Source organism: Mesorhizobium mediterraneum (assembly GCF_002284565.1).
Taxonomy (GTDB): domain Bacteria; phylum Pseudomonadota; class Alphaproteobacteria; order Rhizobiales; family Rhizobiaceae; genus Mesorhizobium; species Mesorhizobium mediterraneum.
Genome location: NZ_NPKI01000017.1, coordinates 374,706 through 400,217, shown reverse-complemented (window position 1 = coordinate 400,217; position 25,512 = coordinate 374,706). Strand labels below are relative to the sequence as shown.

Annotated in this window: 24 protein-coding genes; 16 read left to right on the top strand and 8 right to left on the bottom strand. The window is 61.5% G+C overall.

The window, feature by feature from the left end:
- Positions 1-11: 11 nt before the first annotated feature.
- Positions 12-920 (bottom strand): LysR family transcriptional regulator, encoded by a 909-nt coding sequence (locus CIT25_RS15810; protein ID WP_095485444.1) that lies wholly within the window; start codon positions 918-920, stop codon positions 12-14.
- A 141-nt stretch (positions 921-1,061) separates the two neighbouring features.
- Between CIT25_RS15810 and CIT25_RS15805 the strand changes: the two genes are divergently transcribed.
- A complete protein-coding gene (locus CIT25_RS15805; RefSeq protein ID WP_095485443.1) occupies positions 1,062-2,507 on the top strand; it encodes an MFS transporter in 1,446 nt (481 codons plus the stop codon).
- Positions 2,508-2,652: 145 nt separating this feature from the next.
- On the opposite strand, the gene CIT25_RS15800 is transcribed toward CIT25_RS15805, so the two are convergent.
- Positions 2,653-3,225 carry a TetR/AcrR family transcriptional regulator gene (locus CIT25_RS15800; protein ID WP_095485442.1) on the bottom strand — a complete coding sequence of 191 codons (573 nt, stop codon included), beginning with the start codon at positions 3,223-3,225 and terminating at the stop codon, positions 2,653-2,655.
- A 214-nt stretch (positions 3,226-3,439) separates the two neighbouring features.
- On the opposite strand from CIT25_RS15800, the gene CIT25_RS15795 reads away from it, so the two are divergent.
- The 6 genes from CIT25_RS15795 (at position 3,440) to CIT25_RS15770 (ending at position 9,484) form a co-directional block, all read left to right on the top strand.
- Positions 3,440-4,060 carry a (2Fe-2S)-binding protein gene (locus CIT25_RS15795; protein WP_095485441.1) on the top strand — a complete coding sequence of 207 codons (621 nt, stop codon included), beginning with the start codon at positions 3,440-3,442 and terminating at the stop codon, positions 4,058-4,060.
- 3 nt (positions 4,061-4,063) lie between these two features.
- Positions 4,064-5,080 (top strand): FAD binding domain-containing protein, encoded by a 1,017-nt coding sequence (locus tag CIT25_RS15790; RefSeq protein ID WP_095485440.1) that lies wholly within the window; start codon positions 4,064-4,066, stop codon positions 5,078-5,080.
- On the top strand, positions 5,080-7,194 hold the full coding sequence (locus CIT25_RS15785) for a xanthine dehydrogenase family protein molybdopterin-binding subunit (protein ID WP_095485439.1): 2,115 nt from the start codon (positions 5,080-5,082) through the stop codon (positions 7,192-7,194). Before CIT25_RS15790 ends, CIT25_RS15785 begins: the two co-directional genes overlap by 1 nt.
- 68 nt (positions 7,195-7,262) lie before the next feature.
- A complete protein-coding gene (locus tag CIT25_RS15780; RefSeq protein WP_095485438.1) occupies positions 7,263-7,697 on the top strand; it encodes a DoxX family protein in 435 nt (144 codons plus the stop codon).
- Between the two features lie 47 nt (positions 7,698-7,744).
- Positions 7,745-8,974, top strand: a complete 1,230-nt coding sequence (locus tag CIT25_RS15775; RefSeq protein ID WP_095485437.1) for a PQQ-dependent sugar dehydrogenase — start codon at positions 7,745-7,747, stop codon at positions 8,972-8,974.
- Between the two features lie 30 nt (positions 8,975-9,004).
- Positions 9,005-9,484, top strand: a complete 480-nt coding sequence (locus CIT25_RS15770) for a nuclear transport factor 2 family protein (RefSeq protein WP_126106248.1) — start codon at positions 9,005-9,007, stop codon at positions 9,482-9,484.
- Between the two features lie 245 nt (positions 9,485-9,729).
- Here the strand turns inward: CIT25_RS15770 and radC are convergent, their stop codons facing one another.
- Positions 9,730-10,485: a RadC family protein gene (gene radC, locus CIT25_RS15765; protein ID WP_095485435.1), complete on the bottom strand. Its 756-nt coding sequence runs from the start codon at positions 10,483-10,485 to the stop codon at positions 9,730-9,732.
- A 51-nt stretch (positions 10,486-10,536) separates the two neighbouring features.
- Positions 10,537-11,364 carry a type I methionyl aminopeptidase gene (gene map, locus CIT25_RS15760; RefSeq protein ID WP_095485434.1) on the bottom strand — a complete coding sequence of 276 codons (828 nt, stop codon included), beginning with the start codon at positions 11,362-11,364 and terminating at the stop codon, positions 10,537-10,539.
- A gap of 307 nt (positions 11,365-11,671) precedes the next feature.
- On the opposite strand from map, the gene CIT25_RS15755 reads away from it, so the two are divergent.
- Positions 11,672-11,941 carry a DUF982 domain-containing protein gene (locus CIT25_RS15755; RefSeq protein ID WP_370453343.1) on the top strand — a complete coding sequence of 90 codons (270 nt, stop codon included), beginning with the start codon at positions 11,672-11,674 and terminating at the stop codon, positions 11,939-11,941.
- A gap of 99 nt (positions 11,942-12,040) precedes the next feature.
- Here the strand turns inward: CIT25_RS15755 and CIT25_RS15750 are convergent, their stop codons facing one another.
- Positions 12,041-12,865 carry an alpha/beta fold hydrolase gene (locus tag CIT25_RS15750; protein ID WP_095485432.1) on the bottom strand — a complete coding sequence of 275 codons (825 nt, stop codon included), beginning with the start codon at positions 12,863-12,865 and terminating at the stop codon, positions 12,041-12,043.
- 170 nt (positions 12,866-13,035) lie between these two features.
- Here CIT25_RS15750 and CIT25_RS15745 point away from each other — a divergent pair, with 170 nt between their 5' ends.
- Genes CIT25_RS15745 through CIT25_RS15725 form a run of 5 tightly spaced genes read left to right on the top strand, consistent with a single transcriptional unit; the run spans position 13,036 to position 17,640 of the window.
- Entirely contained in the window at positions 13,036-14,280 is a 1,245-nt protein-coding gene (locus tag CIT25_RS15745; RefSeq protein WP_245329859.1) for an ABC transporter substrate-binding protein, read from the top strand.
- 4 nt (positions 14,281-14,284) lie between these two features.
- On the top strand, positions 14,285-15,022 hold the full coding sequence (locus CIT25_RS15740; RefSeq protein ID WP_095485430.1) for an ABC transporter ATP-binding protein: 738 nt from the start codon (positions 14,285-14,287) through the stop codon (positions 15,020-15,022).
- A complete protein-coding gene (locus CIT25_RS15735; protein WP_095485429.1) occupies positions 15,019-15,738 on the top strand; it encodes an ABC transporter ATP-binding protein in 720 nt (239 codons plus the stop codon). Before CIT25_RS15740 ends, CIT25_RS15735 begins: the two co-directional genes overlap by 4 nt.
- Before the next feature lie 25 nt (positions 15,739-15,763).
- Entirely contained in the window at positions 15,764-16,639 is an 876-nt protein-coding gene (locus CIT25_RS15730) for a branched-chain amino acid ABC transporter permease (protein WP_095485428.1), read from the top strand.
- Complete coding sequence (locus CIT25_RS15725; RefSeq protein ID WP_095485427.1) at positions 16,636-17,640, top strand: branched-chain amino acid ABC transporter permease; 1,005 nt, start codon at positions 16,636-16,638, stop codon at positions 17,638-17,640. The genes CIT25_RS15730 and CIT25_RS15725 overlap by 4 nt, the downstream gene beginning before the upstream one ends.
- Before the next feature lie 146 nt (positions 17,641-17,786).
- On the opposite strand, the gene CIT25_RS15720 is transcribed toward CIT25_RS15725, so the two are convergent.
- Together CIT25_RS15720 and CIT25_RS15715 are read right to left on the bottom strand one after the other, a co-directional pair.
- Positions 17,787-19,103, bottom strand: a complete 1,317-nt coding sequence (locus CIT25_RS15720; protein ID WP_095485426.1) for a M20 family metallopeptidase — start codon at positions 19,101-19,103, stop codon at positions 17,787-17,789.
- Positions 19,104-19,200: 97 nt separating this feature from the next.
- Positions 19,201-20,148, bottom strand: coding sequence for a MurR/RpiR family transcriptional regulator (locus CIT25_RS15715; RefSeq protein ID WP_095485425.1), 948 nt, complete (start codon positions 20,146-20,148; stop codon positions 19,201-19,203).
- A 161-nt stretch (positions 20,149-20,309) separates the two neighbouring features.
- On the opposite strand from CIT25_RS15715, the gene CIT25_RS15710 reads away from it, so the two are divergent.
- Both CIT25_RS15710 and CIT25_RS15705 read left to right on the top strand, forming a co-directional pair.
- Positions 20,310-20,969: a DUF2161 domain-containing phosphodiesterase gene (locus tag CIT25_RS15710; protein ID WP_095485424.1), complete on the top strand. Its 660-nt coding sequence runs from the start codon at positions 20,310-20,312 to the stop codon at positions 20,967-20,969.
- 540 nt (positions 20,970-21,509) lie between these two features.
- A complete protein-coding gene (locus CIT25_RS15705) occupies positions 21,510-23,114 on the top strand; it encodes a hypothetical protein (protein WP_095485423.1) in 1,605 nt (534 codons plus the stop codon).
- A 165-nt stretch (positions 23,115-23,279) separates the two neighbouring features.
- On the opposite strand, the gene CIT25_RS15700 is transcribed toward CIT25_RS15705, so the two are convergent.
- Positions 23,280-23,450 (bottom strand): hypothetical protein, encoded by a 171-nt coding sequence (locus CIT25_RS15700; RefSeq protein WP_245329858.1) that lies wholly within the window; start codon positions 23,448-23,450, stop codon positions 23,280-23,282.
- A 363-nt stretch (positions 23,451-23,813) separates the two neighbouring features.
- On the opposite strand from CIT25_RS15700, the gene CIT25_RS15695 reads away from it, so the two are divergent.
- A complete protein-coding gene (locus CIT25_RS15695) occupies positions 23,814-24,692 on the top strand; it encodes an ATP-dependent DNA ligase (RefSeq protein WP_095485422.1) in 879 nt (292 codons plus the stop codon).
- The last annotated feature ends 820 nt before the right edge of the window (positions 24,693-25,512 follow it).

Below are 25,512 nucleotides of genomic sequence, written 5' to 3'. Positions count from 1 at the left end.
CGCCTTGACCGCTAAGAGATCCAGTGAGTTATTCCAGCGCAAACGTCTCGGACGCACCCGCGCAGCCAGCGGTGCGCCGGATCGGCATCCAGCCGCGGGTGCCACAAAAGTGAAACCGTGATTTCCGGCAAGGGGACCGGCAGAGGGAAACAGAACATTCCATCGCGCAGGTTCCCCGTATAGCGCTCGGGAACGCTGGCGATCAGGTCCGAGGCGCGCGCCAGCGCCAGGGCTTCCGAAAAGCCTCCGACGACCGTCACGATCTCCCGTTTCAACCCTGACGGCTCAAGGGCATCGTCGATCGGTCCCCTGTCGAGCCCGCGACGTGAGACGAGGATGTGGCGGCCGGCTGCATAGCGGGCAGGGGTGATCGTGGCCTCGCATAGTGGATGCCCCATCCGCACGGCGCCGACGAAGCGATCACGGAACAGCGCTTGCGCGCGCACCTCCGGTCCCGTGGCCTTTCCGACGACGCCCGTTTCCAGGTCTACGCTGCCGTCCCGTAGTGGCGTGCTGTCCTTGTCCGGCTTCAGCACAAAACGCAGCCGCACGCCCGGTGCTTGTTCACCGACGCGCGCGATCAGATCCGGCCCGAAATTCTCGACGAAGCCATCCCTGTTTCTAAGCGTGAAGGTTCGCACAAGCCGTGTCAGGTCGAGCGTCTCAACAGGACGCAGAACGGCTTCGGCGTCCTGCACAAGCTGACCGACGCGCTCGCGGAGCTCGAGGGCTCGGGGTGTGGGGACGAGGCCGCGCCCAGCCCTGACCAGCAGCGGATCGCCCGTCGTCTCCCGCAATCGCGCCAGCGCGCGGCTCATCGCCGATGGGCTCAGTCGCAACCTCTTGGCGGCGCGCGCAACGCTGCCTTCCGTCAGCAGCACATCAAGGGTGACAAGCAGATTGAGATCGGGATGCGACATCGACGGATCGTAGCAGCCCGGCACGATATAACATAGCGTAAAACGCAATGATTAAGTGCGAATGATGCATCTTCCGCCATGTCTAGCAAAGGACTACGTGTCTGCCAGCTCCGTTTCGGGAGTCGCCAGAAAACGGAGCTCATGTTGAAGCCAATCGATGCAGGACGGGCAGTCGCCGGAGATACGGGACGGGGACCTTCGGTTCGGTGGGCGCTCGCCAGCCTCTCTCTGTCCATGTTGCTGTCCTCACTCGGCATCAGCATCGCCAACGTTGCCTTGCCGACGTTGGCGCAGGCGTTCAACGCCTCGTTCCAGGAAGTCCAGTGGATCGTGCTGGCGTATCTCCTCGCCATCACCACCACGATCGTCAGCGTCGGACGGCTCGGCGACCTCATCGGCGGCCGGCGGCTGCTGCTGGCCGGGCTCTTCCTGTTCACAGTGGCCTCGGTCCTGTGTGGCGTCGCGCCGACGCTCTGGCTGCTGATTGCCGCCCGGGCGTCGCAGGGAGTAGGGGCGGCCATCATGATGACCCTGACCATGGCTTTTGTCGGTGAGACGGTTCCGAGGGCCAAGACCGGCAGCGCCATGGGGCTGCTTGGAACGATGTCGGCGATCGGCACCGCTCTCGGTCCGTCGCTCGGCGGTCTTCTGATTGCCGGAGCTGGTTGGCGGGCGATCTTCCTCATCAACGTGCCACTGGGTTTTCTGGCTTTTGTTCTCGCCTACCGCTATCTGCCGGCTGATCGCCGGGGGCCGAAGACGGATCGCGCTGGCTTCGACGTTGTGGGCACGCTGCTGCTTGCCTTGGCGCTTGGCGCTTATGCGCTCGCGATGACGACCGGGCGTGGCAATTTTGGTCCGCTCAACATGGCCCTATTGGCGGCAGCCGTTTTCGGAGCCGGCTTCTTTGTGCTTGTGGAGGCGAGGGTGGCGTCGCCTTTGATCCGATTGGCCGCGTTCCGCAATGCGACGTTGAGTGCCAGCTTGGCCATGAGCGCGCTCGTTGCGACGGTGATGATGGCGACGCTGGTGGTCGGGCCATTCTATCTGTCTCGTGCGCTCCGGCTCGATACGGCTCTTGTTGGCATCGTCATGTCGGTCGGTCCGCTTGTCGCCGCCCTGACCGGTGTGCCAGCTGGCCGTATAGCGGACCGTTTTGGCGCTGCGCGCATGACCATCATTGGGCTCATCGCGATAGCGGCCGGTTGCTTCATTCTGTCCATGATGCCGGCAACGCTCGCTGGCTATATCGCCCCGATCGCAATCATCACATCAGGCTATGCGCTGTTCCAAACGGCCAACAACACCGCCGTCATGTCGGATATCCGCCCGGACCAGCGGGGCGTCATTTCCGGATTGCTCAATTTGTCGCGCAATCTCGGGCTCATTACTGGCGCATCCGTCATGGGCGCCGTGTTCGCGGTTGCGTCAGCGACGACCGACATCACGACGGCGCGCCCAGAGGCCGTTGCCGCCGGTATGCGGATCACGTTCGCGGTCGCGACGATACTGATCGTCGTCGCGCTCGCCATCGCGGTTGGAAGCCGTGCTCTCGCGGCACGCCCTTCGATGTCTGGCGTGTCATGACACCGTAGTCCGAACGCAACCCGGATGCTTTCGACGAGATGCCGGTGCATGTTCAGATCGGGCGTCAGATCAGCAGCAGGCCTTCCCGTCATTACAATTGTTCTCACTCGTCAAAGCCGCTTGGATCGTCCGGCAAATCTGCGTCCTAGCCTGCGACTTGGTGCAGGCCTGCCTGAAACTCGGTTAGAGCCGCCTGCACGTGACTTGAAAAGGGCTTCTCTGTTTCGTCGGCGTGCCAGTTCTCCAGCGCAACTTTCCAGATGGCCGCGCCTATCTCTGCTACGGCGCGCGAAAACGAGGGCCGGATACCCTGCTGCTGTAGAGCCAGATCGATTGCGGAAGCGAGCTTATGCAGCTTCATCAGTTCCCGCTCCTGCAGGTCGCCATGCGTGAATATCAGACGCTGGCGCAGCTTTACGATAGCGCGGTGGCCGTCGATGAAGGGAGCGACCGATTCAAAGGCGCGAGCCACCATTGTCAGTGGATGCACGCCGGCGCGGGCTCTCGCTATTTCGTTTGCTATCGTGACCTGGTGATCACCGGCTCGCCAGAACATGACTTCTCGCTTGTCGGTGAAGTAGCGGTAGAACGTCCGCTCCGTTAGCCCGGCTTCCGCAGCAATCTCTGGAACAGTCGTTGCAGCGTAGCCCTGCTGCCTGAAAAGACTGTATGCGGCGGCCTCGAACCGCTCGCGCGCATTTTCTGCCCTCTTGACCATTCCAAACCCTTCTCAGTTTTGTGAACATACGACAATTGTCAGGCTCTGACAATGATGCTAAAGATTGTCAGAGCCTGCCAATGTGGCACGAGTGCTAGGGCTCGTACGCTTGGTCAATGCGGCGGCGAACACGCACAATGGTCCGACCTTCGGCGCAAAGTTCGCAAGCACAATCACGGCTCCAACTTGGAAGCGCGAAGAGGGATGCCCGATAATGGAAGACGAACGGTCCGAGACTACACAAACCTGCGGCGTCACGCGTCGCGTTGTGCTCGCTAGCGGAGCTGGGGCTGCCGCTGCGAGCATCTTGCCACTCGAGCAACGAGCCCAAGCACAACAGCAGTTCGCGCGTGCCGAAACCGGCCAAACGGTTCAAGTCTCGGCGAACGTGAACGGCCGACCGGTGATTCTTGAGATCGATTCCCGCGCTTCTCTCCTCGATTTGCTGCGTGAGCGGCGAGAGCTGACCGGGACCAAGAAGGGCTGCGATCACGGACAGTGTGGGGCTTGCACGGTTCATCTGGATGGCCGGCCTGTCTCGTCCTGTCTCACGCTGGCGGCCAAGATCGATGGACGGCAGGTCACCACGATCGAGGGCCTCGCTGAAGGCGCGGACCTTCACCCAATGCAGCAGGCCTTCATAGACAATGATGCGCTTCAATGTGGGTATTGCACGCCGGGACAGATCATGTCCGCGGTCGCCTGCGTGACTGGAGGGCATGCGACCAGTCCAGATGCAATCCGCGAGTTCATGAGTGGGAACATCTGTCGATGCGGCGCCTATGTCGGGATTCTCGCGGCCGTCCAGCAAGCAGCCAAGGTCATGGAGGGCTGACGGATGAGGGCGTTGAGCTACACCGTTGCCCCCTCTGCCGAAGCCGCCGTGGCACGTTTTGCGGCGGCCCAAGGATCGGCGCGATATATCGCCGGTGGCACCAACCTGTACGACCTGATGAAGCTCGGGATTGAGCACCCGGCTCATCTGATCGACGTCAGCCGAATCGACGGCATGGACGCGATCGAAACAGACGGCGACATTCTGCGCTTCGGTGGCCGCGCTCTGATGACCGATGTAGCCTACACGCCGGTCGTGCGCGACCAGTATCCCGTGCTTTCTGAAAGTCTGCTCAAGGCTGCGTCACAGCAGTTGCGGAACATGGCCACGGTGGGCGGCAACCTTCTGCAACGCACCCGCTGCATGTACTTTCGCAACGGTGCGGGATCGACCTCGATGGTTGGCGTTTATCCTTGCAACAAGCGCGAGCCTGGCTCCGGTTGCTCGGCCATCGGCGGGCTCGATCGCACTCATGCCGTTCTTGGCACAAGTGAGGCTTGCACCGCGGTGGCGCCTGGCGACTGGCCAGTCGCGCTGATGGCGATGGACGCGACGATCGAGATGCTCGGGCCTGAGGGTCCGCGTAACCTTCCGATTGCTGAATTCTACCGTCTCCCAGGCGATACGCCCCACCGCGAGTTCAATCTTCATCCGGGCGAACTGGTGACGGCGATCACCGTCCGGAAAACGCCTGCCGGCCGTGCATCGACCTATCATAAAATCCGCGACCGCGAGAGTTATGCCTTCGCATTGGCCTCCGCTGCGGTGGCACTCGAGATGGATGGCGCCACCGTCCGCACCGCCCGCATTGCGCTCGGCGGTGTCGCGACCACACCTTGGCGATCCCGCGCCGCCGAAGCAATTGTTACTGGTTCACCACTCACACCGGAACTTGCCCTTCGGGCCGGAAGGGCGGCTTTCGCCGACGCCCGCGGCGGTCAGCACAATGCATTCAAGATCGAACTCGGCGCGAGGGTTATCGCCGATGCGCTGATCATCGCCGCTGAAAGGAGGGCGTAATGCCTACGCAAGCCTTCTCGGAAATTGCACGTGTCGATGCCAGAGACAAAGTTCTCGGCCGGGCGCAGTACGGTGCCGACGTTAAGAAGCCCGGAATGCTATATGCCATGCTGGTGCCTGCGACTATTGCGAAAGGCAAGGTAAGTGCCCTCGATGTAGCGCCTGCCATGGAAACGCCCGGTGTTGTCCAAGTGCTGGGCATAGGAGATTTCCCGGCACTTCGTGCAGAGATATCGTATCGGGGCCAGCCCACTGCGCTGGTAGTTGCCGAGACCGTCGAAGCGGCGATCGAAGGCGCCGAAGCGGTGACGGCGGTTTACGAGACGGCGCCCTATATTCCGTTGATGACAAGCCCTGGTGCGCAACGCGTAGATGCCGAGGGATTCAACGCAGGCGACGTCGATCGGGCATTCCAAAACGCAGCGACAATCGTCGAGGGCATCTTCGAGACGCCAACCCAGCATCACAATGCCATGGAGTTGTTTGGCACCGTTGCGGAATGGACTGATGGACGACTGACGGTATACGAGGGATGTCAAAATCTTGACGCCGTCAAGGCGGCGCTAATGAAAGCATTCGAGCTTTCACTCGATCAGATCGCCGTGAAATCAGAACAAGTCGGCGGTGGGTTCGGGCAAAAATCTCCTCCAAAAATGCAGACGTTCCTGGTCGCACACGCGGCACGGTTGATACGGCGCCCGGTAAAGCTGGTGACGCCTCGCGGGCAACTCTTCCATATAGCCAACTATCGGCCGCGCAGTGTCCACACCATCCGTCTTGCTGCCAGCGCGGAAGGGCGTCTGCAGGCCATCATTTACGACGTGGTGCAAGAAAACATTCCGGACGGCGGCTTTCGCTCGACCGGCTACCATGAAGATATCGCCCGCTTGTATGCGATCGAGAACTTTCGGGCGACTGCAGGTGACATCCACATCGACCGTCAGATGCCGCGCCACACAAGGGGCACGCATCCCTTTCCTGCCGGCTTTGCATTGGAAAGCGTGATCGATGAGATGGCCTACAAGCTTGGCAAGGACCCCGTTGAGCTTCGTCTTGAACACGAGGCTAAGAACGACATCATCGCTGGCCAACCTCTATCGCCGCACTTTCTGAACGACTGCCTGAGAGAGGGGGCCAGCCGCTTCGGCTGGAGCAGGCGTCTTCCTGAACCGGGATCTATGCGATTGGCCGACGGGACGTTGGTCGGCCTTGGAGTGGCGTGCGGCATCTTCGGTGCGTCGATGTCTGCGAGCGAGGCAACCCTCAGGGTCAGGGCCGATGGCACAACACGCATGATCAGCTCCGGACATGAGATGGGCCAAGGAATACTGACTGCGATTGCTAATGTCATCATCCAGGGTCTCGACATCAACCCCGATCGTCTGGAAGTCCTGCTCGGCGACACTACGTTGGGCCCACAGCTCGCCACGGTCGGCGAGCGCGGGACGGCCAGCTGTGTCCCAACGGCCGCAAAGGCGGTGGAGGCTCTACGCGCCAGGTTTGCCGAACTCGCCGGGGCCAATCCGCCAGCCGGCAATTTGCACCAACAGCTCGCGCGCCTGAAGCGCCCCTATATCGAGGTCAAGGTTTCAGAGCTGGCGCCAGGTCAAGACGCGTCGGCCATCGAGGCCTACCGCACCGGCGGCCGTGCAGGCACAGGGCCCGATTACCCCGGCTTCACGTCCATGAGCTATATCGCGCAGTTCGTGGAGATTCACATCGATGCGACGACCCGGCGGATCCGTATGCCGCGCGCGGTCAGCATCGCGGACGTAGGGCGGGTCGTTAGCCCAAGGACCGCGAAGAGCCAGATGTACGGCGGTGTCGTCTGGGGGTTCAGCACAGCGCTTCGGGAAGAGTCGGAGGTCGATCCGCGCTTTGCCGGTTACCTCAATGACGATCTCGCCGACTACGTGATGGCGGTGAACGCCGATATCGGTGAGGTGGATGTCGGGCTGATAGATAAGCCTGATCCCAGGATCAACTCGGTCGGTGTGAAAGGAATGGGCGAGTTGGTGATGCTCGGAACAGCGCCTGCGATCGCTAATGCCATCTATCACGCAACAGGCAAACGCTTACGAAAACTGCCGATACGCATAAACGACGTGCTCTGACGAAGGAGAGCCGTCGAGCACTTGTTTTAACCCAACTTGCAATCCGTCTAGTTACCTTGGAGGCAAATATGCCCGCTTTGCAGATACCCTACATCCGAAACTTTGCACCTCATATTCTGAGTGTCTTGCGCATTTTTGCAGCAGGATCATTCTTCACCCATGGCACCATGAAGCTTTTCAGCTGGCCTGCACCCTTTGAATATCCTCTCAACCCGTTGCTGTCCGCGGCCGGAGTTCTCGAAGTGGTTGGCGGCCTTCTATTAGTATTTGGCCTCTTCGCCCGCCCGGTTGCCTTCCTGCTTTCGGGATCCATGGCCTTCGCATACTTCATCGCGCACAGCTCGAATGGTTTCTTCCCGGTACTCAATCACGGCGAAGCAGCGATGCTGTATTGCTTCCTGTTTCTCTACATTTCCGCCGCCGGGCCGGGTGTCTGGAGCTTGGATGCGATCCGGGAGCGCAAGGCTGGAACGACTTCGTCCCGCCTGGAGACGGCGACGTGATGTGATTGGCGCGTGGTCGGCCTACAGCCATTCAATGGAGAGCGTCTATGGAGAGTCGAGATTTCGATCGAAGAGCCAGTGCTGGCCACATGCGGGATGAGGTGCTGGGAACGGACGGGCGCGGTGTAGCAATCGCAGTGGTTCGGGCCTCGATGATCGCTCTCGCATTCACCATGCTCGGCTCCATATCGCTGCTGATCTCCTCCGGCGTTCACGCCCAGTCGTCTCGCTCAGTGGGCTCCCCGACATCGTGCGTAATGCCCGCGGCCACCCCCATCGAGATTGCTTCGGGGCTCAACATACCCTGGTCCGCCGTGCGCGTCGGCAGCGAGGTACTCGTCAGTCAGCGTGGTACTGGGGAGATCGTGGCGTTTCGGCTTGGCGAAACGCTACGGTCGGTCGGCACCGTGCCTGACGTCGTAGCCCGAGGCGATGGCGGGATGCTTGGACTTGCGGTGCTCACAGAGGGCACGAACGTCTGGCTCTACGCTTACCACAGCACGATTTCGGGCAATCGCATCGTGCGGATGGCGTACAGCGAAGGCGCGCTCGGTGAAGTGCAACCCGTCCTTGACGGATTGCCAGGAGGGCGCGGTCACAACGGCGGGCGCATCGAGTTTGGTCCTGACGGGATGCTCTATGCAACGGTGGGCGAGACGAGAAATCCCAACCTCTCGCAGGATCCAAACTCACTTGCTGGCAAGATCCTCCGCATGACGCCTACCGGCGGCGTCCCAACGGATAACCCTGTGAGAGGCTCTCTCGTCTACTCCCTTGGACACCGCAATTCTCAAGGACTGGCGTGGGATGACAGGGGACAGCTGTGGGCGACCGATTTTGGGGATGATGGATGGGACGAACTCAACCGCGTTGAGCCGGGGGGAAATTACGGGTGGCCGGTCATCGAAGGCAGGGGAGGCAACCCCGCTTACATAGACCCTGTCATGCAGTGGCATACGCAGGAAATGGGTCCAAGCGGGCTTGCCTACGTTGACGGCACCTTCTTCGTTGCAGGTCTGACAGGGCAGCGGCTGTGGTCGGTGACAATTGACGCCGCGGGCAATCCCGAAGCAACGGCACACTACGCCGGCGAGTTTGGGCGTGTTCGTCATGTATTCGAGGGAAGCGACGGCAACCTGTGGTTCCTGACGAACGGGCGACGTGGCGACCCCGGTGGGCAGGTTCTTTCGGTCCCGCTCGGGAGCCTGGCCGCGCCCGAATGCTCACGCGCATCGGCTGCCGGTGGCCGGGGTGGAGTTCCCGCAACAGTCCCATGAACCTCGCCAAGCACAAGAGGGAGATGTCAATTGGCCCGGAACCTTCGTGCCTTAGCGGCCATCGCTTCGCTCTGCCTGCCAATATCGCTCGCGGTCGCCCAGCCAGTGAGTCAGCAATGCGTGAACAGCGAGGTAGCCAAGAAGGAAGTCCTCGAGCTAGATTCCATGCGCATCGACGCATTGCTTCGCAACGACGTGGGGTTTCTGGAAGAGATCACTGCCGACGACTATTCTCATGTCGAAAGCTCTGGTGGCGCTCGCAACAAATCGCAATTCATCGCAGGCCGTAGGGGTGAACGCGCGCTGTTTTCCACCTTCGTCATCGACGAAAACAAAGCGATGATCTACTGCAATGTCGCCGTTGTCGTTGGACGTTATCACAATGCGTACAGAACAAGCGGGGGATCTTCCGTAGTGAAGAGAGCCCGGCACCTTCGCGTATACGTTCATGAAAATGGGCAATGGAGGAATGTGGCGCATCAAGCGACCGAAATCGGCAGGGCCGATTGATCGAAATTCAAGATGGCTGGCGGGAAGCGTGCAGCTATGGCGCGTCGGCGGTCGGTTTCTGATGGAAGCGTTCTCTTCAAGCGGATTGCCGAGGTTATCGAGCGCCGCCTAGGTCGAGCTGTCGAGCTGTCGAGTCGCGGGCTGGCGAGCTCTTCCGCTGGTTCGCCATCATGGCAGGCGCGAACATGGTGAAGCCAGCGCCGGACGCTTCCGACGAGAAGCCGATGCATATTTCAAATCGGGTGTCAGATCAGCAGCAGGCCCTTCATGCTGGCATGACCCTTCTTGCCGATGATGATGTGATCATGAACGGCGATGCCGAGCGGTTTGGCCGTCTCGATGACCAGCTTGGTCATCTCGATGTCGGCGCGCGACGGCGTCGGGTCGCCTGACGGATGATTATGCGCCAGAATGATTGCCGTGGCGGAGAGTTCGAGCGCGCGTTTGACCACTTCACGCGGATAGACCGGCGTGTGGTCGACGGTGCCGACCTGCTGCACCTCGTCGGCGATCAGCGCGTTCTTCTTGTCGAGAAACAGGATTCGGAATTGCTCGCGCTCCTCGAAGGCCATGACTGACCGGCAGTATCCGAGAACCTGCGTCCAGGACGACAAGACCTCGCGGCCTTTGATCTCGCTACGTGCCGCGCGTTGGGCGGTCGCGGCAACGACCTTCAGATCGAGCGCCACCGCCGGACCGATACCCCCGACCTCCTCAAGCCGCGCGACAGGCGCGCCAAGCACCTCGGCCAGCGTGCCGAAGCGCGCCAGCAGCGCCTTGGCGACGGGCTTGGTATCGGCGCGGGGGATCAGGCGAAAGAGCAGGAGCTCCAGCAATTCGTAGTCGGGGAGGGCGTCGGAACCCGCGGCCGCGAACCGTTGGCGCAAGCGGTCGCGATGCCCGAGATAATGCGGCTTTTCGACCGACTTGGCTTTCGCGAGCGACTTTGTCGGTCTCTCGGGAAAGAAACCCCGCTCGTCGTCGTCGCTGGTTTTCCCCATAGCCGCCCGTATCCAGCATTTTTGCCGGGCAGATGCCCGCCCGACTTGACACTATGCTGGCAGGCCCGGGCGGTCGAGGTTTTTTGGCGACAGCGTGAAGATCTCGCATCCGGTCTCGGTGACGCCGATCGTGTGCTCGTACTGCGCCGACAGCGAGCGGTCGCGCGTCACCGCCGTCCAGCCGTCCGACAGCACTTTTACGTGCGGCCGGCCGAGATTGATCATTGGTTCGACGGTGAAGATCATGCCCGGCCGCATCTCGACGCCCTCGCTGGCGTTGCCATAGTGCAGGATGTTCGGGGCATCGTGAAAGAGCTGGCCGACGCCGTGGCCGCAGAAATCGCGCACCACCGAGCAGCGCTCGCCTTCGGCATAGGTTTGGATGGCGGCGCCGATGGCGCCGGTGCGGGCGCCGGGCTTGATCGCGGTGATGCCGCGCATCAGGCATTCATGCGTGACCTCGAGCAGGCGCTCGGCGGCGCGCTTGATCGTGCCCACCGGATACATGCGCGAGGAATCGCCATGCCAGCCGTCGAGGATGTAGGTGACATCGATGTTGACGATGTCGCCGTCCTTCAACGGCTTGTTGTCGGGAATGCCGTGGCAGACGACGTGGTTGATCGAGGTGCAGGACGACTTCGTGTAGCCGCGATAGTTGAGCGTTGCCGGCAATGCGCCGTGATCCATGCCGAACTCGAAGACGAAGCGGTCGATGGTTTCGGTGGTGACGCCCGGCGCGACGATCGACACCAGCTCGTCGAGGCAGCGCGCGGTGAGGTCGCAGGCCTTGCGCATGCCGGCAAAGCCTTCTTCGCCATAGAGGCGGATCTGGCCGGTGTTTCTGAGCGGTGCCGTGGCGGCGTCGAGATAGGTGACCATTGTGTCCGTCTTGCCGGAAGAAAGGGCTTCTAATGAGCCTGTGAGAAAAGTCACTCAGATTTGGCACCGGACGGCGCCAGGTTCAAGGACGAACTGCCTGCGACGGGCACAAGCCGGCGAAATTCATGCGTTGCGGCTTCACCTTGTGCCTGTCCAGGGTGTTCGTCCGCACTGACGACATATTTCTGAGCAAGAAGCGTGGCCGAGCAAGAAGCCGGTCAAGGCAACCTTTTTGCAACGAGCGGCGTTGCTGCGGGAACGCTGCTCGGGAGAGACACCAATGGACAGATTGCAATTCGCGGTGCCGGTGCGCATCACGACGGCGCCTGGCCTGCCGGTCGAGGAAATATACAGCGTCGAACAGGCGCTGGATTTCCTGCAAGGCTGGCCGGTTCGCCGGCAGGGCCCGGTCTATCAGGCTGCGTTCAATGCCTGCTTCGGCGCCACGGTCGACCTGGTCGACACCGAGGAGGCTTGCCGGGCGTTCATGGCGTTCTGCCGGGTGAGCCGCCTCCTGGCCAGGGATATGATGGTTCCAGGCAAGCGTTCTGGCGAGGCGAGGGGGCTGAGGGCTTAAAGCGCGTCGCGTTCGAACGGGCTCATGCGACGCGCTTGAGCTCTTGTTCTTATGCATGTCGTTATCGCAAAACCGCTGCGCATTTTTGCGCGACATCCATTAGCGCCAGCTGGGCTCCAGGTTCTTGAGGAACCGTTCGAAGATCGGGTCGAACCGGTCCGGCGAATCCCAGAACGGCGCGTGGCCGGAATTGCTGATCAGGTGTTTCTTGCCTTCCCAGAGGTTGGAGAAGGCAATCGTGTCGACGAAGTCGGTGTTGACGAACGGCTCGTCGGCGCCGTTGAGCACCGCGATCGGCGGTGTCTTGCCGGCGACGATCGCGCTCTGGTCCTTGCCTTCGCCAGCCGCGAATTTGCCGAGCATCAGTCTGCGCGCGCGGCCATCGGTGCGCGCGACGGCATTGCGGAGCAGTTGGTCATAGGGCTCGCCGCAGGTTGAATGCGCATAAGCGTCGATATCTTCTTCGGTGAGGGTCTCCTTGCCGGCCAGGCCCATATGCGGGCTGGGCTTGAAGCCATTGTCGAGATCGGCGCCGGCGACCGGCGGCGTGCCGGTGATCATCAGACCGAGCATGCCGGGATAGCGGTCGATCATCTCCAACCCGATATGACCGCCCAGCGACCAGCCGAAGACCGCTGCTTTTTCGACGCCAAGCCCGTTCATCACCTCGGTCATGGCGTCGGCGTAACCCGGCATCGAGTAGCTGCGATCCGGATCGACCGCGTCGCAGGACTCGCCATGACCGGGAAGATCGACCGCGATCAGATGGTAGGTTGCGCCGATCCTGCCGTCGAACTGATTGCGGAAGACGGCGCCCGACGACGAATTGCCGTGGATCATCAGCACCGGCATGCCGGTGCCGGCGCTTTCGCGCACGGCGAGCGTGCCGTGACTGGTTTCGATCGTCTTTATCGTGGTCGCCATCCCTGTCTCCATCTGTCTCGATTCGCTTGGCCGCTGCAGTTCCGCGAACTGCTTAGCAGGCAAATTTGTCCGCCTACGCATGAAAATATCTTTTCAAATTGACCCGCCTGTGCATAATTTGTCAATCATCCAACCATCGTCACGATAATAACAGGGGAACAGGATCAATGATGACCAAGTCGATGAAACGCCATTTCAGGCATATGCTGCTCGGAACGTCGCTCGGCGTGATGCTGGCCACTGCGCCGGCATTCGCCGATGTCGTCAAGATCGGCCTGCTGGCGCCGCTGACCGGCCCGGCGGCGGCCGACGGCCAGGAATTCCAGCGTGGCGCGCAGATGGCGATCGACGAGGCAAACAGCGCCGGCGGCGTCGGCGGCCATACGTTCGAACTGGTCGTGGGTGATGTGAAGGACCAGTCGGCGGCGAACGTCACCAGCGCGGTCGAGCGCCTGCTCGGCGACCAGGATGTGCATTTCATGCTGACCGGCTATGCCAGCCTGACCAATTTCGAGATCGACAACATGGCCGAGGCGGAGATGCCTTACATGCTTGCGGCCACATCGCAGCAGACCAAGGACATCATCGCGCCCGATCCGGAAAAATATGCCTGCTGCTGGTCGCTGACCCCGTCCTTCGACGCCTACAACACCGACGTCACGGTTTTTGTCGAGAAGCTGGCAGCCGAAGGCAAGATCACGCTGCCGACCAAGAAGGTCGCCATCATCTCGTCCGACAACGCCTATTCGAAGACCATCTCCGAAGGCATGAAGAAGACCTTCAAGGAGAAGGGCTGGACCATCACCGTCGATGAGCTCGTGCCCTTCGGCGAGGTGACCGATTGGCGTTCGATCCTGGCCAAGGTGCGCGAGGACGTGCCGGACGTGGTCATCAACACCGACTATCTGCCCGGCAATTCGGCCTCGTTCCTCAACCAGTTCCTGGAGCAGCCGACCAAGAGTCTGGTGTTCCTGCAATATGCGCCGAGCGTTCCGGAATTCGTCGAGCTGACCAAGGAAAAGTCGAACGGCGTGATCTATAACCTTCTTGGTGGCGCGCTGACCACGCCGAAGAACCCGCGTGCCGACGAAGTGGCCGGCAAGTTCAAGGCCAAATACGGCGTCGAGAGCGGCACATACGGCGTCGGTCTCTACGAGATGGTCAATGTCTATTTCGACGCGCTGAAAAAGGCCGGCGACCCGAGCGACCATGCCGCAATCATGAAGGCGCTGTCCGAGACCGACAAGCAGGTCGCCGAGGGGCGCCTGAAATTCGATCCGGCGACGCATCTTGCCATGCAGGGCGACGACTACATCCCGATCACCTTCTTCCAGATCTGGGACGGCAAGCGCGCCTTGATCTCGCCCGCCAAATACGCGACCGGCGAGTTCCAGCCGCAGCCCTGGATGAAATAGCGGCATGCCGCTGCTTGAAATCGAAGGCGTATCGAAGGCGTTCGGCTCGCTCAAGGCGGTCGATGATGTTTCATTCGCAGTCGAGGCCGGAGAAATCTTCGGCGTCGCCGGGCCGAACGGCAGTGGCAAGAGCACGCTGTTCAACGTCATCACCGGCATACCGTTCGGTCCCGACAAGGGCCGGATACGGTTCGACGGCATGGAGATCCAGGGCAAGACAGGCAATGCCATTGCACAGCTCGGCCTTCTCAGGACCTTCCAGCGCGAGACCAGCTTCGACGGGCTGACCGTGTTCGAGAACGCGCTGATCGGCGCAAGCTATGGCAAGCCCGGGCGAGGGGCGGCCGAGGCGCGGACCCGCGCCGCCGAGGCCCTGGAGTTCGTCGGCCTTTCGTCGGCCACGTTCGGACGGCTCGCCGGCGAATTGTCGGTGTTCGACCGCAAGTGCCTGATGCTCGCAACGGCAATCGCCACGGAGCCGCGCATGCTTTTGCTCGACGAGCCGGCATCGAGCCTGACCAAGCCGGAGATCGAGACGTCGATCGGTTTGATCAGGCGCACCGCCGCGCGCGGCATCACCGTGGTGCTGATCGAGCATGTGCTGACCTTCCTGATGAGCCTGTCGCAACATCTGCTCGTGCTGAACCAGGGCCGTGTGCTTGCCGCGGGCGACCCCAAGAGCGTGATCGCCGACCATCGCGTGGTAGAGGCCTATCTCGGGACAAGGAGATCGGCGGCGTGAGCGAGAGCCCGATCCTGAGTGTCGAGGCGGTGACCGCCGGCTATGGCCGTGTGACCGTTCTGCATGAGATCACGCTCGAGGCTGGCCGGTTCGGCAATGTCGGTCTGTTCGGGCCGAACGGTCACGGCAAGACGACGCTGCTCAGGACCATTTCCGGCTTGGTCGCGCCGAAACGCGGCCGCGTCGTCTTCGACGGCAAGGACATCACTGGCTTGAGCGCGCGCGCCATCGTCGCCACCGGTCTCATCCACGTGCCGCAGGGCAACAAGCTGTTCCCGGATCTGACGATCGGCGACTGCATGGGGCTTGGCGCCTATTCGCCGCGCGCACGGCCGCACGAGGCCGAGAACCGCGAAAAGGTGGTGAAGCTGTTCCCGAAGCTCGCCGAACGGTGGCGGCAAAGGGTGCGCACGCTTTCCGGCGGCGAGCGCCAGATGGTGTCGATCGGCACGGCGCTGATGAGCCATCCGCGTCTGCTGATCCTCGACGAGCCGACGCTTGGACTGGCGCCGAAGATCAAGGACGAGCTCTGCACCGCCGTCATGGATATCTCGAAGGGCGGCGTGCCGCTCGTCGTCGTGGAGCAGGACATCGAGTTCCTGCTCGAACTCAGCCGGCAGCTCTTCCTCGTCGATCACGGAGCGGTCAAGACCGAGATCCGGCCGGGCGAGAGCATCGAGCACAGCGAAATCATGGCGATGTATTTCGGGCATTGAAGGCAGGATCGGACAGGGTTCGGGCATGAGCATGTTTTCGGATATCTTCTTTGGCGGCCTGTTCCAGGGCTCGCTCTACGCGATGATGGCGGTCGGGCTGGCCCTCGTCTGGACGACGATCGGTGTGTTCAACTTCAGCCATGGCGTGTTCATGATGCTGGGCGCCTATTTTGCCTGGCAGCTCGTCGCCTTCGGCCTGCCGGTGGTGATCGCCTTCCCGCTCGCCGTCATCGTCATGGCTGGCGCCGGCTGGATCCTGCAGGCCTCGGTGGTGCGGCCGCTGATCGGCCGTCCCAACATCGTGCTGGTCGTCGTCATCACCACACTGGCCGCCGGCTCGCTGATGGAGAACGGGGCACTGACGGTCTGGGGTCCGCGCTCCAAGCAGCTTCCGAGCCTGATCGAGGGCAACACCACCATCGCCGGTGTCGGTGTGTCGCTGCACCAGATCGCGATCATTGTCATCACGCCGCTGATCCTTGCGGCGCTGTGGTCGTTCCTCAACCGCACCCGGCTCGGCCTAGCGCTCAGGGCGGTCGCGCAGAACGAGGATGCGAGCCAGCTCGTCGGCCTCAACGTCACGGCGCTTTACGGCCTTGCCTTCGCCATCGCCGCTTCGCTGGCCGGGCTGGCCGGGATCTTCATGGGCGGCTACCGCTTCATGAACCCGTCGATGGGTGCCGACCCGCTGCTCAAGGCACTGATCGTGGTGGTTTTCGGCGGTATTTCAAGCATTTCAGGACCGATCTTCGCTGCCTACCTGATCGGATTCTTCGAGGCGGCGAGCAACTACTATTTCGGCCTCTACTGGACGCCGGCACTGCTTTTCCTCGTGCTCATCGCGACGCTCATGGTGCGCCCGGAGGGTATTTTCGCCAGCCGTTCCAGGGGGCTCGCATGACGCTCCTCGACACCGCCATCCCGTCTGCTCCCGGCCGTGTGACCTGGAACCGCGAGGCGATCGGCTTCGTGGCGGGGTTCCTGCTGCTTGCCCTGTTGCCGCTCGTCTTCGGCGACAGCTACAGCCGGCATGTGCTGATCATGATCTTCATCTACGCCATCGTCGCCTCGAACTGGGACCTCAGCCTCGGCTATGGCGGCGTCTTCAATTTCGGCCACCTGGCATTGTTTGGCATCGGCGTCTATGCCTACAGCCTGCTCGCCAAGCAGGCCGGCATCGATCCGTGGATCGCGCTTGTGGCGAGCGGCGTGATCGCCACCGTGGCGGCCGTGCTGGTGACCATTCCGATCCTGCGGCTCAAGGGCATCTATATCATCCTGGTCACTTTCGGTTTCGCACAGCTCGTCATGCAGGTCATCATCAGCCAGTCGGACCTGACGGGTGGCACGCAAGGTCTGGTGCGGGTGCCCGGCCTCTATCTTTTCGACCACAACATGATCCGCGACGGCAAGATCGGCTATTTCTACATCGCACTGACACTTCTGGTGCTCAGCACGCTGTTTTTGCGGCTGTTCGTGCGCTCTCGAGCCGGCGCCAGCATCGTGGCGCTGCGCGACAATGAGGAATACGCCATCAGCCGCGGCGTCTCGCTGGTCCGGCAGCGCATGGTGACACTGGCGGCAAGCGCCTTCTTCACCGGGATTGCCGGGGCCTTCTACGCCGCCTACCAGCGTAACGCCTCGATCGACGTGTTCGGCATGAGCCTGGCGACCATCATCCTGTCGATGGTGCTGCTCGGCGGAACGAGCACGATCTATGGCGCGATCATCGCGTCCTTCGTGCTCACCGTCTTTTCCGAGGCGATGGCCGATTTCGGCGCATGGCGGCTGATGATCTCGGCGCTGCTCATCATCGTCATCATGCTGGTCTACCCGAGCGGCCTGGTCGGCATGATCCGCGCTGCCTGGACGATGGTGGCCGAGCGCATCAAGGTGCGCTGATATTCAGGTGAGGCCGGCCTGCAAATGGCGGCTTCCTGCGCTTCCGGTGCTCACGTACCCAAAAGTACGCTGCGCTCCGGTTCTCGGAACCCACCATTTTCGACTCGGCCTGACCTGAATCTCAACACACCTTAACCAGCTCGAGTTTAGCGGACGCCGCACCAGTCGATGACGGAGGCGGCGATGACCTTGGCGGTCTCCACCACCGAGTCGATCTCGACATATTCGTCGGCGCCATGGAAACCGTCGCCGGACGGACCGAAGATGACACCGTCGACGCCGGCGCCGGCATAGTGCGCGGCGTCGCATACGGCGACGAAGCCCTTCACCTCAGGCTTCTTGCCGATGCGCGCCTTGTTGGCGACGAGCGACCGGACCAGCGGATGATCCGGCGAGGTGTTCATCGGCGGGAAGTACAGGCCGCCCAGCTCCCATTGGATGGTCGGCGGGTTTTCACGCAGCCAGGCGTCGGTGGCAGCGAAATGATGCACGAAAGTCTCGAAATCGCGGCGATAATCGGCTGAATTCTCATCAGGCAGGAATTTCATATCGAGATCGAGAACCGCGACGTCCGGAATGATCGCCGGGTTGGTCATCACCGTCGGCAGGCCGTTCTCGCCTAGTCCGGTGCCGCCCTGCATCACCCCGATGTTGATCGTGTTCATGCCGAGCGGCAGCAGCGGATGCGATCTGGCCCGCGTGCGGTCGAGCTCGTATTGGCGCACGGCGGCGATGAAGCGCGCGGCGATCTCGATTGCGTTGACGCCGGGTTCCAGCCGGTCCTTGTCGTGGCGCTGCGGATAGATCTCATTGTAGCGCAGCGCCGAATGCGCGTTGCGGCCGCGGATCGTCACCCGCGCCCATTCGAGCCCGCCCTCGACCGGCAGCACGTCGCCCCAGGTCGGCTCGGCGACCAGCACCGCCTTGGCGAGCTTGCCCCTGGCGACCGCATCCATGGCGCCGAAGCCGCCGGCTTCCTCGTCGACCACCGTGTGGATCGCCAGCCGGCCCTGGAGCTTGATGTCGGCCTTGCGGATGGCGTGCGCCGCCGCGATGCAAGCCGCGACACCGCCCTTCATGTCGACCGCGCCGCGGCCATAGAGGCGCCCGTTCGTGATATCGCCGCCAAACGGATCGACCGACCAGTTCTTCATTTCGCCGACCGGCACGACATCGATATGGCCGCACAGGATCAGGCTGCGCTCCTCATCGCCGGCCCATTCGCCGACCAGATTGGGGCGCCCCGGCAGCGCGTCCCATTGTTCGGTCGAAAAGCCGTCCGCCTTGAGGATCGGCTCCAGCAGCGCCTGCACGTCGGCCTCGCGGTTCAGTCCTTGCCGGGTTTCGAACTTGGGATTCACCGAGGGGATTTTGACCATATCGCTGGTGAGGCCGATCACCCAGCCGCGATCCTTGTCGATCTCGGCTTGCGCGGCGGCGACGGCCGCATCCCTGTCCAGCATGTCGATGTCCTTTCGTGCCTTTGCGGCGTTCGCGATTGTCTCTTGGTGTGCAGGGTGGCTCAGCCGCTCATGCTGCGCCGATCATATCGGCCGCGGGCTATGTCGATTTGGGTTTGCCCCTGACGAACGGCGCTGCCCATTTGGCCGGGTCCCCGGCGACTGTCCTGCGGTCACCCGGCCCGGTGAAATCCGAGGCGTCGAGCGTTACGCCATTGGCGCGGCGGATCCCTTCGATGTCCTCGATGCGCTTGCGCACCGTCTGGCCTTCGCTCTCCAGCGCATGGGCAAACACGGTCTCCATCTGGACGACGGCCGTCGCCAGCGTGTCGAACGGCGAGTTGGCCTCAATTGCCGCGATCAGCGTCAGATCGGCGTGTTCGGAGATCGGCGAGAGCCAAGGATCGGTGAAGAGCAGAATGCCCATGCCCCGCTCGCGCGCCTGACGGGCGAAGCTCACCACGTCGGACTGGTAGCGGCGATAGTCGAAAACGACGAGCAGGTCGCGCTTGCCGAGATCGATCAGCAGATCGAAATCCGTCGGCGCCAGTGCGCCGATATCGTGCACGCCGGGACGGAACTGCACGAGATAGCCCGCGAGCATCGAGGCGATGTGGCGGCTGAAGCGTCCGCCGAGCAGCACGACCTGGCCCTTGCAGTCGAGCAGCATCCTGGCGGCGCGGCCGTAGCTCTGCGAAGGAACCGCCGTGCGCGTTCGCTCCAGGCTGTCGGAAACCGAATGGAAGTAGTCGTTGACCGTGCCTTCGCTCGAATTGGCAGGCCGCTTCGCCTCCATCATCAGCAAAGGAGAGTGGAGGCGGGATTCGATTTCCGCCAGAAGCTTGGCCTGGAAGGCGGCAAAGCCGCCATAGCCAAGCTTGACCATGAGGCGCATGACCGTCGGATCGCTGACGCCCGCTGCCTTTGCCAGGCGCGAGGCAGTCCCGAGGCCGGACATCGGATAGTCGGCAAGGAGGACCTGCACGATCTTGGCTTCGGCGGATGTGAGGACCAGGGTGGTATGCGCCAACTCTTCGCGGATCGACACCGGACCTCTCCCTTTCCCGTGTTCAGCCGATGATAGAGAAATTACAAATTCTGGTATCGATGTCAATTTTTGGAATGGTTTCTACAAAGACCGTTGGGTGCGTTATTGGTATGACTAAGTGGCTCTGTGCCACCCGCTCACGAATCGGCTATGGCTCCGGCATGCAGGAAACGTCTCTTTACATGCCGGTGAAGCGGTTTCTTGAGAGCCTGGAATTCACCGTCAAAGGCGAAGTTGGCGGCTGCGATGTCGTGGGACTGCGCGACGGCGAACCGCCCGTGGTCGTCATCTGTGAATTGAAACTGCAATTCAACCTCGAACTCGTACTTCAAGGTGTCGATCGTGCTGCGTCGTGCGACGAGGTCTGGCTCGCGGCGAGGATGTCGGCCCGCGGCAAAGGCCGGGAGCACGATCGCCGGTTCCGCGCACTCTGCCGGCGGCTCGGTTTCGGCCTTCTGGGGGTTGGTTCCGCCGGCAACGTTGAATTGCTGCTCAGCCCGGCAGCCTTGCCGCCCCGGCGAGATCCGAGGCGAAGATCGCGCCTGGTGGACGAGCATCAGCGCCGGCGCGGCGACCCTGTCGTCGGCGGCGGCTCGCGAACGCCGATAATGACCGCTTACCGGCAGGATGCGCTGGCCTGCGCCGCTGCCATGGTGGACGGCCCGAAGCGCCCGCGCGACCTGAAAACCATTTCGCCGCGCGCCGCCAATATCCTGCTTCACAATGTCTATGGCTGGTTCGCCAGGGCCGAGCGCGGGGTGTATGCGCTTACGGACGTTGGCCGTGCTGCGTTACAGCGCTGGCCCCAACCGGCACCGTGACGAGGCGGCGCCGAGTCGTTTGAGCGGCTTGCCGCGGCAGGGGAGACAACGAACCTATCCCGAACTCAAACGCGGCAATGGGCACCGTCGCCAGCGTGACATCGCAAACTGCGATCGCCCGGGGCAAGATTGTTCAAACAAATAGTCCAAACTGGCTATGAGGCGGCCAGCGTCGCCTCGTTGTGACTGCCCGCCAGAGCGCAAAAATCGAGCAGATGCGTCAGCAGGAGACAGTGATTGCAGCAGTCAGAAACAACAAATGTTGATATTTGCGTTACCAAGCGCGTCGAACGGATCGGTACGCCTAGGAACAAAAAAGGAATATTTTGATAGTTTATCAAGACTGTCTACGGATTGTTTCCACGAAATCGACATTGGCAGGAGCGCGCACTTTGTGCGGTGAAATCCGGGCTGCGACACTCGATGCAATACCAAAAATCTCAAAAATTCTATCAGAGGGGTGCGGGTATTTGATTTGGCGCTAATATACGCCGTCTAGTAGGCAGGCACCGCGGGGCGCTAAGAAAAAAAGGAATATAAATGGCACTTCATTTCGCAGCAGGTGGGTCCGCCACAGAAGTCGCAAGCGCCGGTTTCAATCTGGTTGACGTTCAATACATTGACCAGGTCAACGAGCTGCCGGATGGCACGAAGGCTATGGTCTGGCTCAACGAGGGCGAGGGCGTAACCCAGTCCTTTATCGACAAAGTCACCCCCTTCCTTGGCAATCCGAAGGTATTTGGGTTTTTTCTCGTCGACGAGCCGGATCCCACCGGCCAATACCACACACAGGTAGACGCTGAGGACTTGAAAGCCGAATCCGACTGGATCCACTCTCGTATGCCAGAAGCCAAGACCTTCATCACCGCGATGGACATGGGGTCTGCCGAAAACCCGGATTTTTCCAACACCTACAACTATGACAACACGCATATCGATCTGTTTGGAATAAGCGCTTATCCGGTGCGCACGGGCACAGACACGGTCGACTACGACATGATCGACAGAACCGTGGCTGCAGCGGTGGAGTCGGGCATCCCGACCAGCCAGATCGTTCCGATCCATCAGACCTTTGGCGGCGGCAATTGGACGACCAACACGGGCGGCAAATACGTCATGCCGACGGCGGATCAGCTGCAGACGATGATGGACCACTGGGACGAACTGGTTCCGTCGCCCGAATTCGACTTTGCCTATGCCTGGGGTTCGCAGGAAGGCGACGTCGCACTTGAGAGCTCCCCGGAACTGCAAGCCGTTTTCCGGGAACACAATCTCAGCACCGCTGGGACCGCCGCTTCCGACGTCACCACGACCGACGACAGCTCTACCGTGATTGCCCCTGCCGACGCCACCATCAGCGACGACAGCTCTACTGCGGCCGCGGCTTCCGACGCCACCACGAGCGACGACAGCTCTACTGTGGCCGCCGCTTCCGACATCCCCACGAGCGACGGCAGCTCCACTGCGGCTGTCCCTTCTGACTCCCACACCAGCGACAGCAGCTCTACTTCCGACGCCACCATCAGCGACGACAGCTCCACTGCGGCCGCCGCTTCCGACGCCACCATCAGCGACGACAGCTCTACTGTGACCGCCGCTTCCGACACCACCACGAGCGACAGCAGCTCCACTGCGGCTGTCCCTTCGGACGTCACCACCGGCGATGACGGCAGCGACACCTCCCATGTCGCCGGCGACAAGGCAGGCAGCAGTGTCGACCGGGTGTTGGCCGCCCTTTCTAGCGGCTCGGAGTCTCTCGCCGGTCCACACGATAAAACGGCCGGCAACGGGTTCGCCCACACCGTCCAGGGCGATGAAAATGTCGGCGCCAACGCCAGCAAGGGCGGCGCCGCCGAGATCATGTCCGGCCGCGGTGGCCACGACGCCTTCGACTTCAGCTGGCTTCAGGAAAAGCTCCAGGACAAGCTGCAGGACAAGCCTCACTTCGACCAGGCCTTCTTCGACGGGCTCAAGTCGGGAGGGCTTTCCGACGCTCTGTCTGCCGGTACGGCTGCGCATGATCGTTCCGACCATGTCAGCTACGACAGTTCAACCGGGTCGCTCTCTTTGGACAGCGACGGGACGGGAGACGCAGCTCAAACGCAGCTCGCCAGCCATTTCCCATGGCAGCATCATTCGCTGTGACCTGACGGAGCTACGCACAGGAAACTAGATCAGGCCCGGCCTTTGTTCACCTCGAAGAACATTGGCCGGGCCGCTCTCGTGCCGGCCATCGAGCAACTCCCGGACACCCTGCGGCGAAATACAGGTTATGCTGGCGTCGCGGGCAAGTTCTCTGCAACTCATGAGTCATGGTGTCTTCTCGATCATGTGCGCATTCATCGGGTTAGTCTCTCGACCCGTCTCAATGACGGCTTTGGCAAGCGCTTCGCCCTCGTGGATCGGCTCGGGATGATAGAACAGCAGGACAGCCTCCTCGCTAGGTAATACGCCAGCGGGGCAGGTCTGTTCAATCGCCATACGGACCAGTTTGAGGGCGGCCCGGGCATTGCAGATGTTATCTTGGCCGTTCTGCTTCCTCGCAGAGATGGACTGTCTCAGCGTCAACCGTGAAGGCGAGGCCCTGTTCCATCAAAGTCTAACGACTGGGAAAGCGCATTGGAAAGCACGTGCGGTAACAGTTGATTCAACCGTTGCTGGTATTTAGAGGAGTGTGGAAGCGGCTCCGACAGTGAGGCGGGGTGCTGAATTGCCGGAGCCGCCTGCGCAATCCGGTTGGGTTTGACCGCGCCGTCCTATTCTGGGACAGCGCGGTCAACGATTCGTTAAAATGGGAACTAATTAAGCGCATGCTAATTGAATCGCAGTTTTGCGAGTCAATGCATGCGTTTGATGTTTGTGCCGCCACTAATGCCGACTTTGGTGGAGAAGCCTCCCGAAAGCGGCGTGTGGCTACATGAGCTCAAGTTCGACGGCTACCGGTCGCAAATGATCGTTGACGAAAGCGGAACGCGCATTTTCACCCGCCGTGGCTTGGACTGGACGGCGAAATACCGCGACCTGGCCGCCGCATCGAAGTCGCTCGATGCGGACAGCGCCATCATCGACGGTGAGATCATCGGGCTCAATGATGCCGGCCTGTCGGATTTCGCAGCTTTGCGCAAGGCCATCACGCGGCGCCAGCACGATCTTTATTTTGTTGCCTTTGATCTGCTGCACCTCAACGGGCACGACCTGCGCGACATGGCGCTGCAGGAGCGCCGCGACATCCTTGCCGGCATCATCCCGCCAAACATCCACATCCAGTTCAGCCAGGCGCTTCCGGGCGACGCCAATGCGATCTATCGCCTGATCGACCAGGCCGGCCTTGAGGGAATGGTGTCCAAGCGTCGAGACAGCAAGTATCGCAGCGGCCCTTCGACCAACTGGCTGATGACAAAATGCTACACCGTCGGGGAATTCGAGCTGCTCGGCGTCGAGCGTGAGGCTGGAAAGCCGGCATTCGCCCTGATGGCCGAGCCAGGCACCCGGAAATATGTCGGCAGCGCCTCTGTCAGCGTCAATCGCGAGATGCGGGAGCGGCTGTGGCAGCGCGTCCAGGAACATGCCGGGCCACCGCCCAAAGATATGCCAAAGCGGCCGTCAACACAGTGGGTTAAGCCGGGGATCAAAGCCCGGGTGAAGCACTTGCGCGGCGAGGAAGACCTAAGGCACGCTTCGCTGCAGGATTTCTGGGACGATGACAAATGCCGGAATTCATGATCCTGCTTAGCACAAAATTCAAGCCATCTCTAATATGGGTCGTGGGTAAGTTTGAAATCCAAAAGCCGGGAGTAGATCTCATCCGGCGGGATTGAACTTGTCCCTCGGGGTGCGAAGAAGCACGTCCATCTGAATCTGCGATAGGCCTCGAACTCCAAACGGGGAATGATCGTTCGATAGAACGTCATTAGTCGTTCGCATATATGGTATCGATCATCAGGCGAGGTCTGGACACGCTCTCTGGGGATAAACAACTCCGCTTCCTGGGTTTCATTCAAGTAAGCGGGGCGCGGCAGCCTGACGAAATAGCCGTCTTTAGTCATCCTGACGTCGTTGGAATCGATCGGGTGGCAATCCTTGTTTCCGCAGCAGTCATAGTAAAGAACGGGATCAGTCTTGCCCGTATACCAATCATGGGCATCTGCATCGCCGGGCAATACAAGCCACGCCAATGCAATGTGTCCTAGCTGTCTCATGGAACTAGCCCCTCACCATTTTGCGTATAGCATATTAGTGAGAGCTAATCATAGCGCTTCGACATCCAGGCGCTGATTGACAGGCTCGGCCGTGACCAGGGCTCGATGCATGACGACCTAGCCGGGCTCTTTGTCTGGTCAAATTGCAAGGCTGCCGGCCGTGACCGCCGGCAGGTGTTCTTCACATGCATTCCTGATTACGAAGGCCAGCAGCGGGCGCGCAATCGCGATTGGAAGCCAACTTTCGAACGAGGGGGCTGAAAGTGGCCGGCGCCACTGTGGGGGGCGTTGGGGTAGATTGCCTGTAGGGCGCCGGCCGGGCGGATTGGGGTCCGCCGTTGGAA

Bases quoted from the DNA above. Each gene is read 5' to 3' on its own strand.
- CIT25_RS15730 (WP_095485428.1), top strand. From the start codon at position 15,764: ATGAGCATGTTTTCGGATATCTTCTTTGGCGGCCTGTTCCAGGGCTCG.
- map (WP_095485434.1), bottom strand. From the start codon at position 11,364: ATGGTCACCTATCTCGACGCCGCCACGGCACCGCTCAGAAACACCGGC.
- CIT25_RS15710 (WP_095485424.1), top strand. From the start codon at position 20,310: ATGCAGGAAACGTCTCTTTACATGCCGGTGAAGCGGTTTCTTGAGAGC.
- radC (WP_095485435.1), bottom strand. From the start codon at position 10,485: ATGGGGAAAACCAGCGACGACGACGAGCGGGGTTTCTTTCCCGAGAGA.
- CIT25_RS15725 (WP_095485427.1), top strand. From the start codon at position 16,636: ATGACGCTCCTCGACACCGCCATCCCGTCTGCTCCCGGCCGTGTGACC.
- CIT25_RS15695 (WP_095485422.1), top strand. From the start codon at position 23,814: ATGCGTTTGATGTTTGTGCCGCCACTAATGCCGACTTTGGTGGAGAAG.
- CIT25_RS15785 (WP_095485439.1), top strand. From the start codon at position 5,080: ATGCCTACGCAAGCCTTCTCGGAAATTGCACGTGTCGATGCCAGAGAC.
- CIT25_RS15795 (WP_095485441.1), top strand. From the start codon at position 3,440: ATGGAAGACGAACGGTCCGAGACTACACAAACCTGCGGCGTCACGCGT.
- CIT25_RS15750 (WP_095485432.1), bottom strand. From the start codon at position 12,865: ATGGCGACCACGATAAAGACGATCGAAACCAGTCACGGCACGCTCGCC.
- CIT25_RS15745 (WP_245329859.1), top strand. From the start codon at position 13,036: ATGACCAAGTCGATGAAACGCCATTTCAGGCATATGCTGCTCGGAACG.
- CIT25_RS15705 (WP_095485423.1), top strand. From the start codon at position 21,510: ATGGCACTTCATTTCGCAGCAGGTGGGTCCGCCACAGAAGTCGCAAGC.
- CIT25_RS15780 (WP_095485438.1), top strand. From the start codon at position 7,263: ATGCCCGCTTTGCAGATACCCTACATCCGAAACTTTGCACCTCATATT.
- CIT25_RS15805 (WP_095485443.1), top strand. From the start codon at position 1,062: ATGTTGAAGCCAATCGATGCAGGACGGGCAGTCGCCGGAGATACGGGA.
- CIT25_RS15720 (WP_095485426.1), bottom strand. From the start codon at position 19,103: ATGCTGGACAGGGATGCGGCCGTCGCCGCCGCGCAAGCCGAGATCGAC.
- CIT25_RS15800 (WP_095485442.1), bottom strand. From the start codon at position 3,225: ATGGTCAAGAGGGCAGAAAATGCGCGCGAGCGGTTCGAGGCCGCCGCA.
- CIT25_RS15740 (WP_095485430.1), top strand. From the start codon at position 14,285: ATGCCGCTGCTTGAAATCGAAGGCGTATCGAAGGCGTTCGGCTCGCTC.
- CIT25_RS15700 (WP_245329858.1), bottom strand. From the start codon at position 23,450: ATGGCGATTGAACAGACCTGCCCCGCTGGCGTATTACCTAGCGAGGAG.
- CIT25_RS15810 (WP_095485444.1), bottom strand. From the start codon at position 920: ATGTCGCATCCCGATCTCAATCTGCTTGTCACCCTTGATGTGCTGCTG.
- CIT25_RS15790 (WP_095485440.1), top strand. From the start codon at position 4,064: ATGAGGGCGTTGAGCTACACCGTTGCCCCCTCTGCCGAAGCCGCCGTG.
- CIT25_RS15775 (WP_095485437.1), top strand. From the start codon at position 7,745: ATGGAGAGTCGAGATTTCGATCGAAGAGCCAGTGCTGGCCACATGCGG.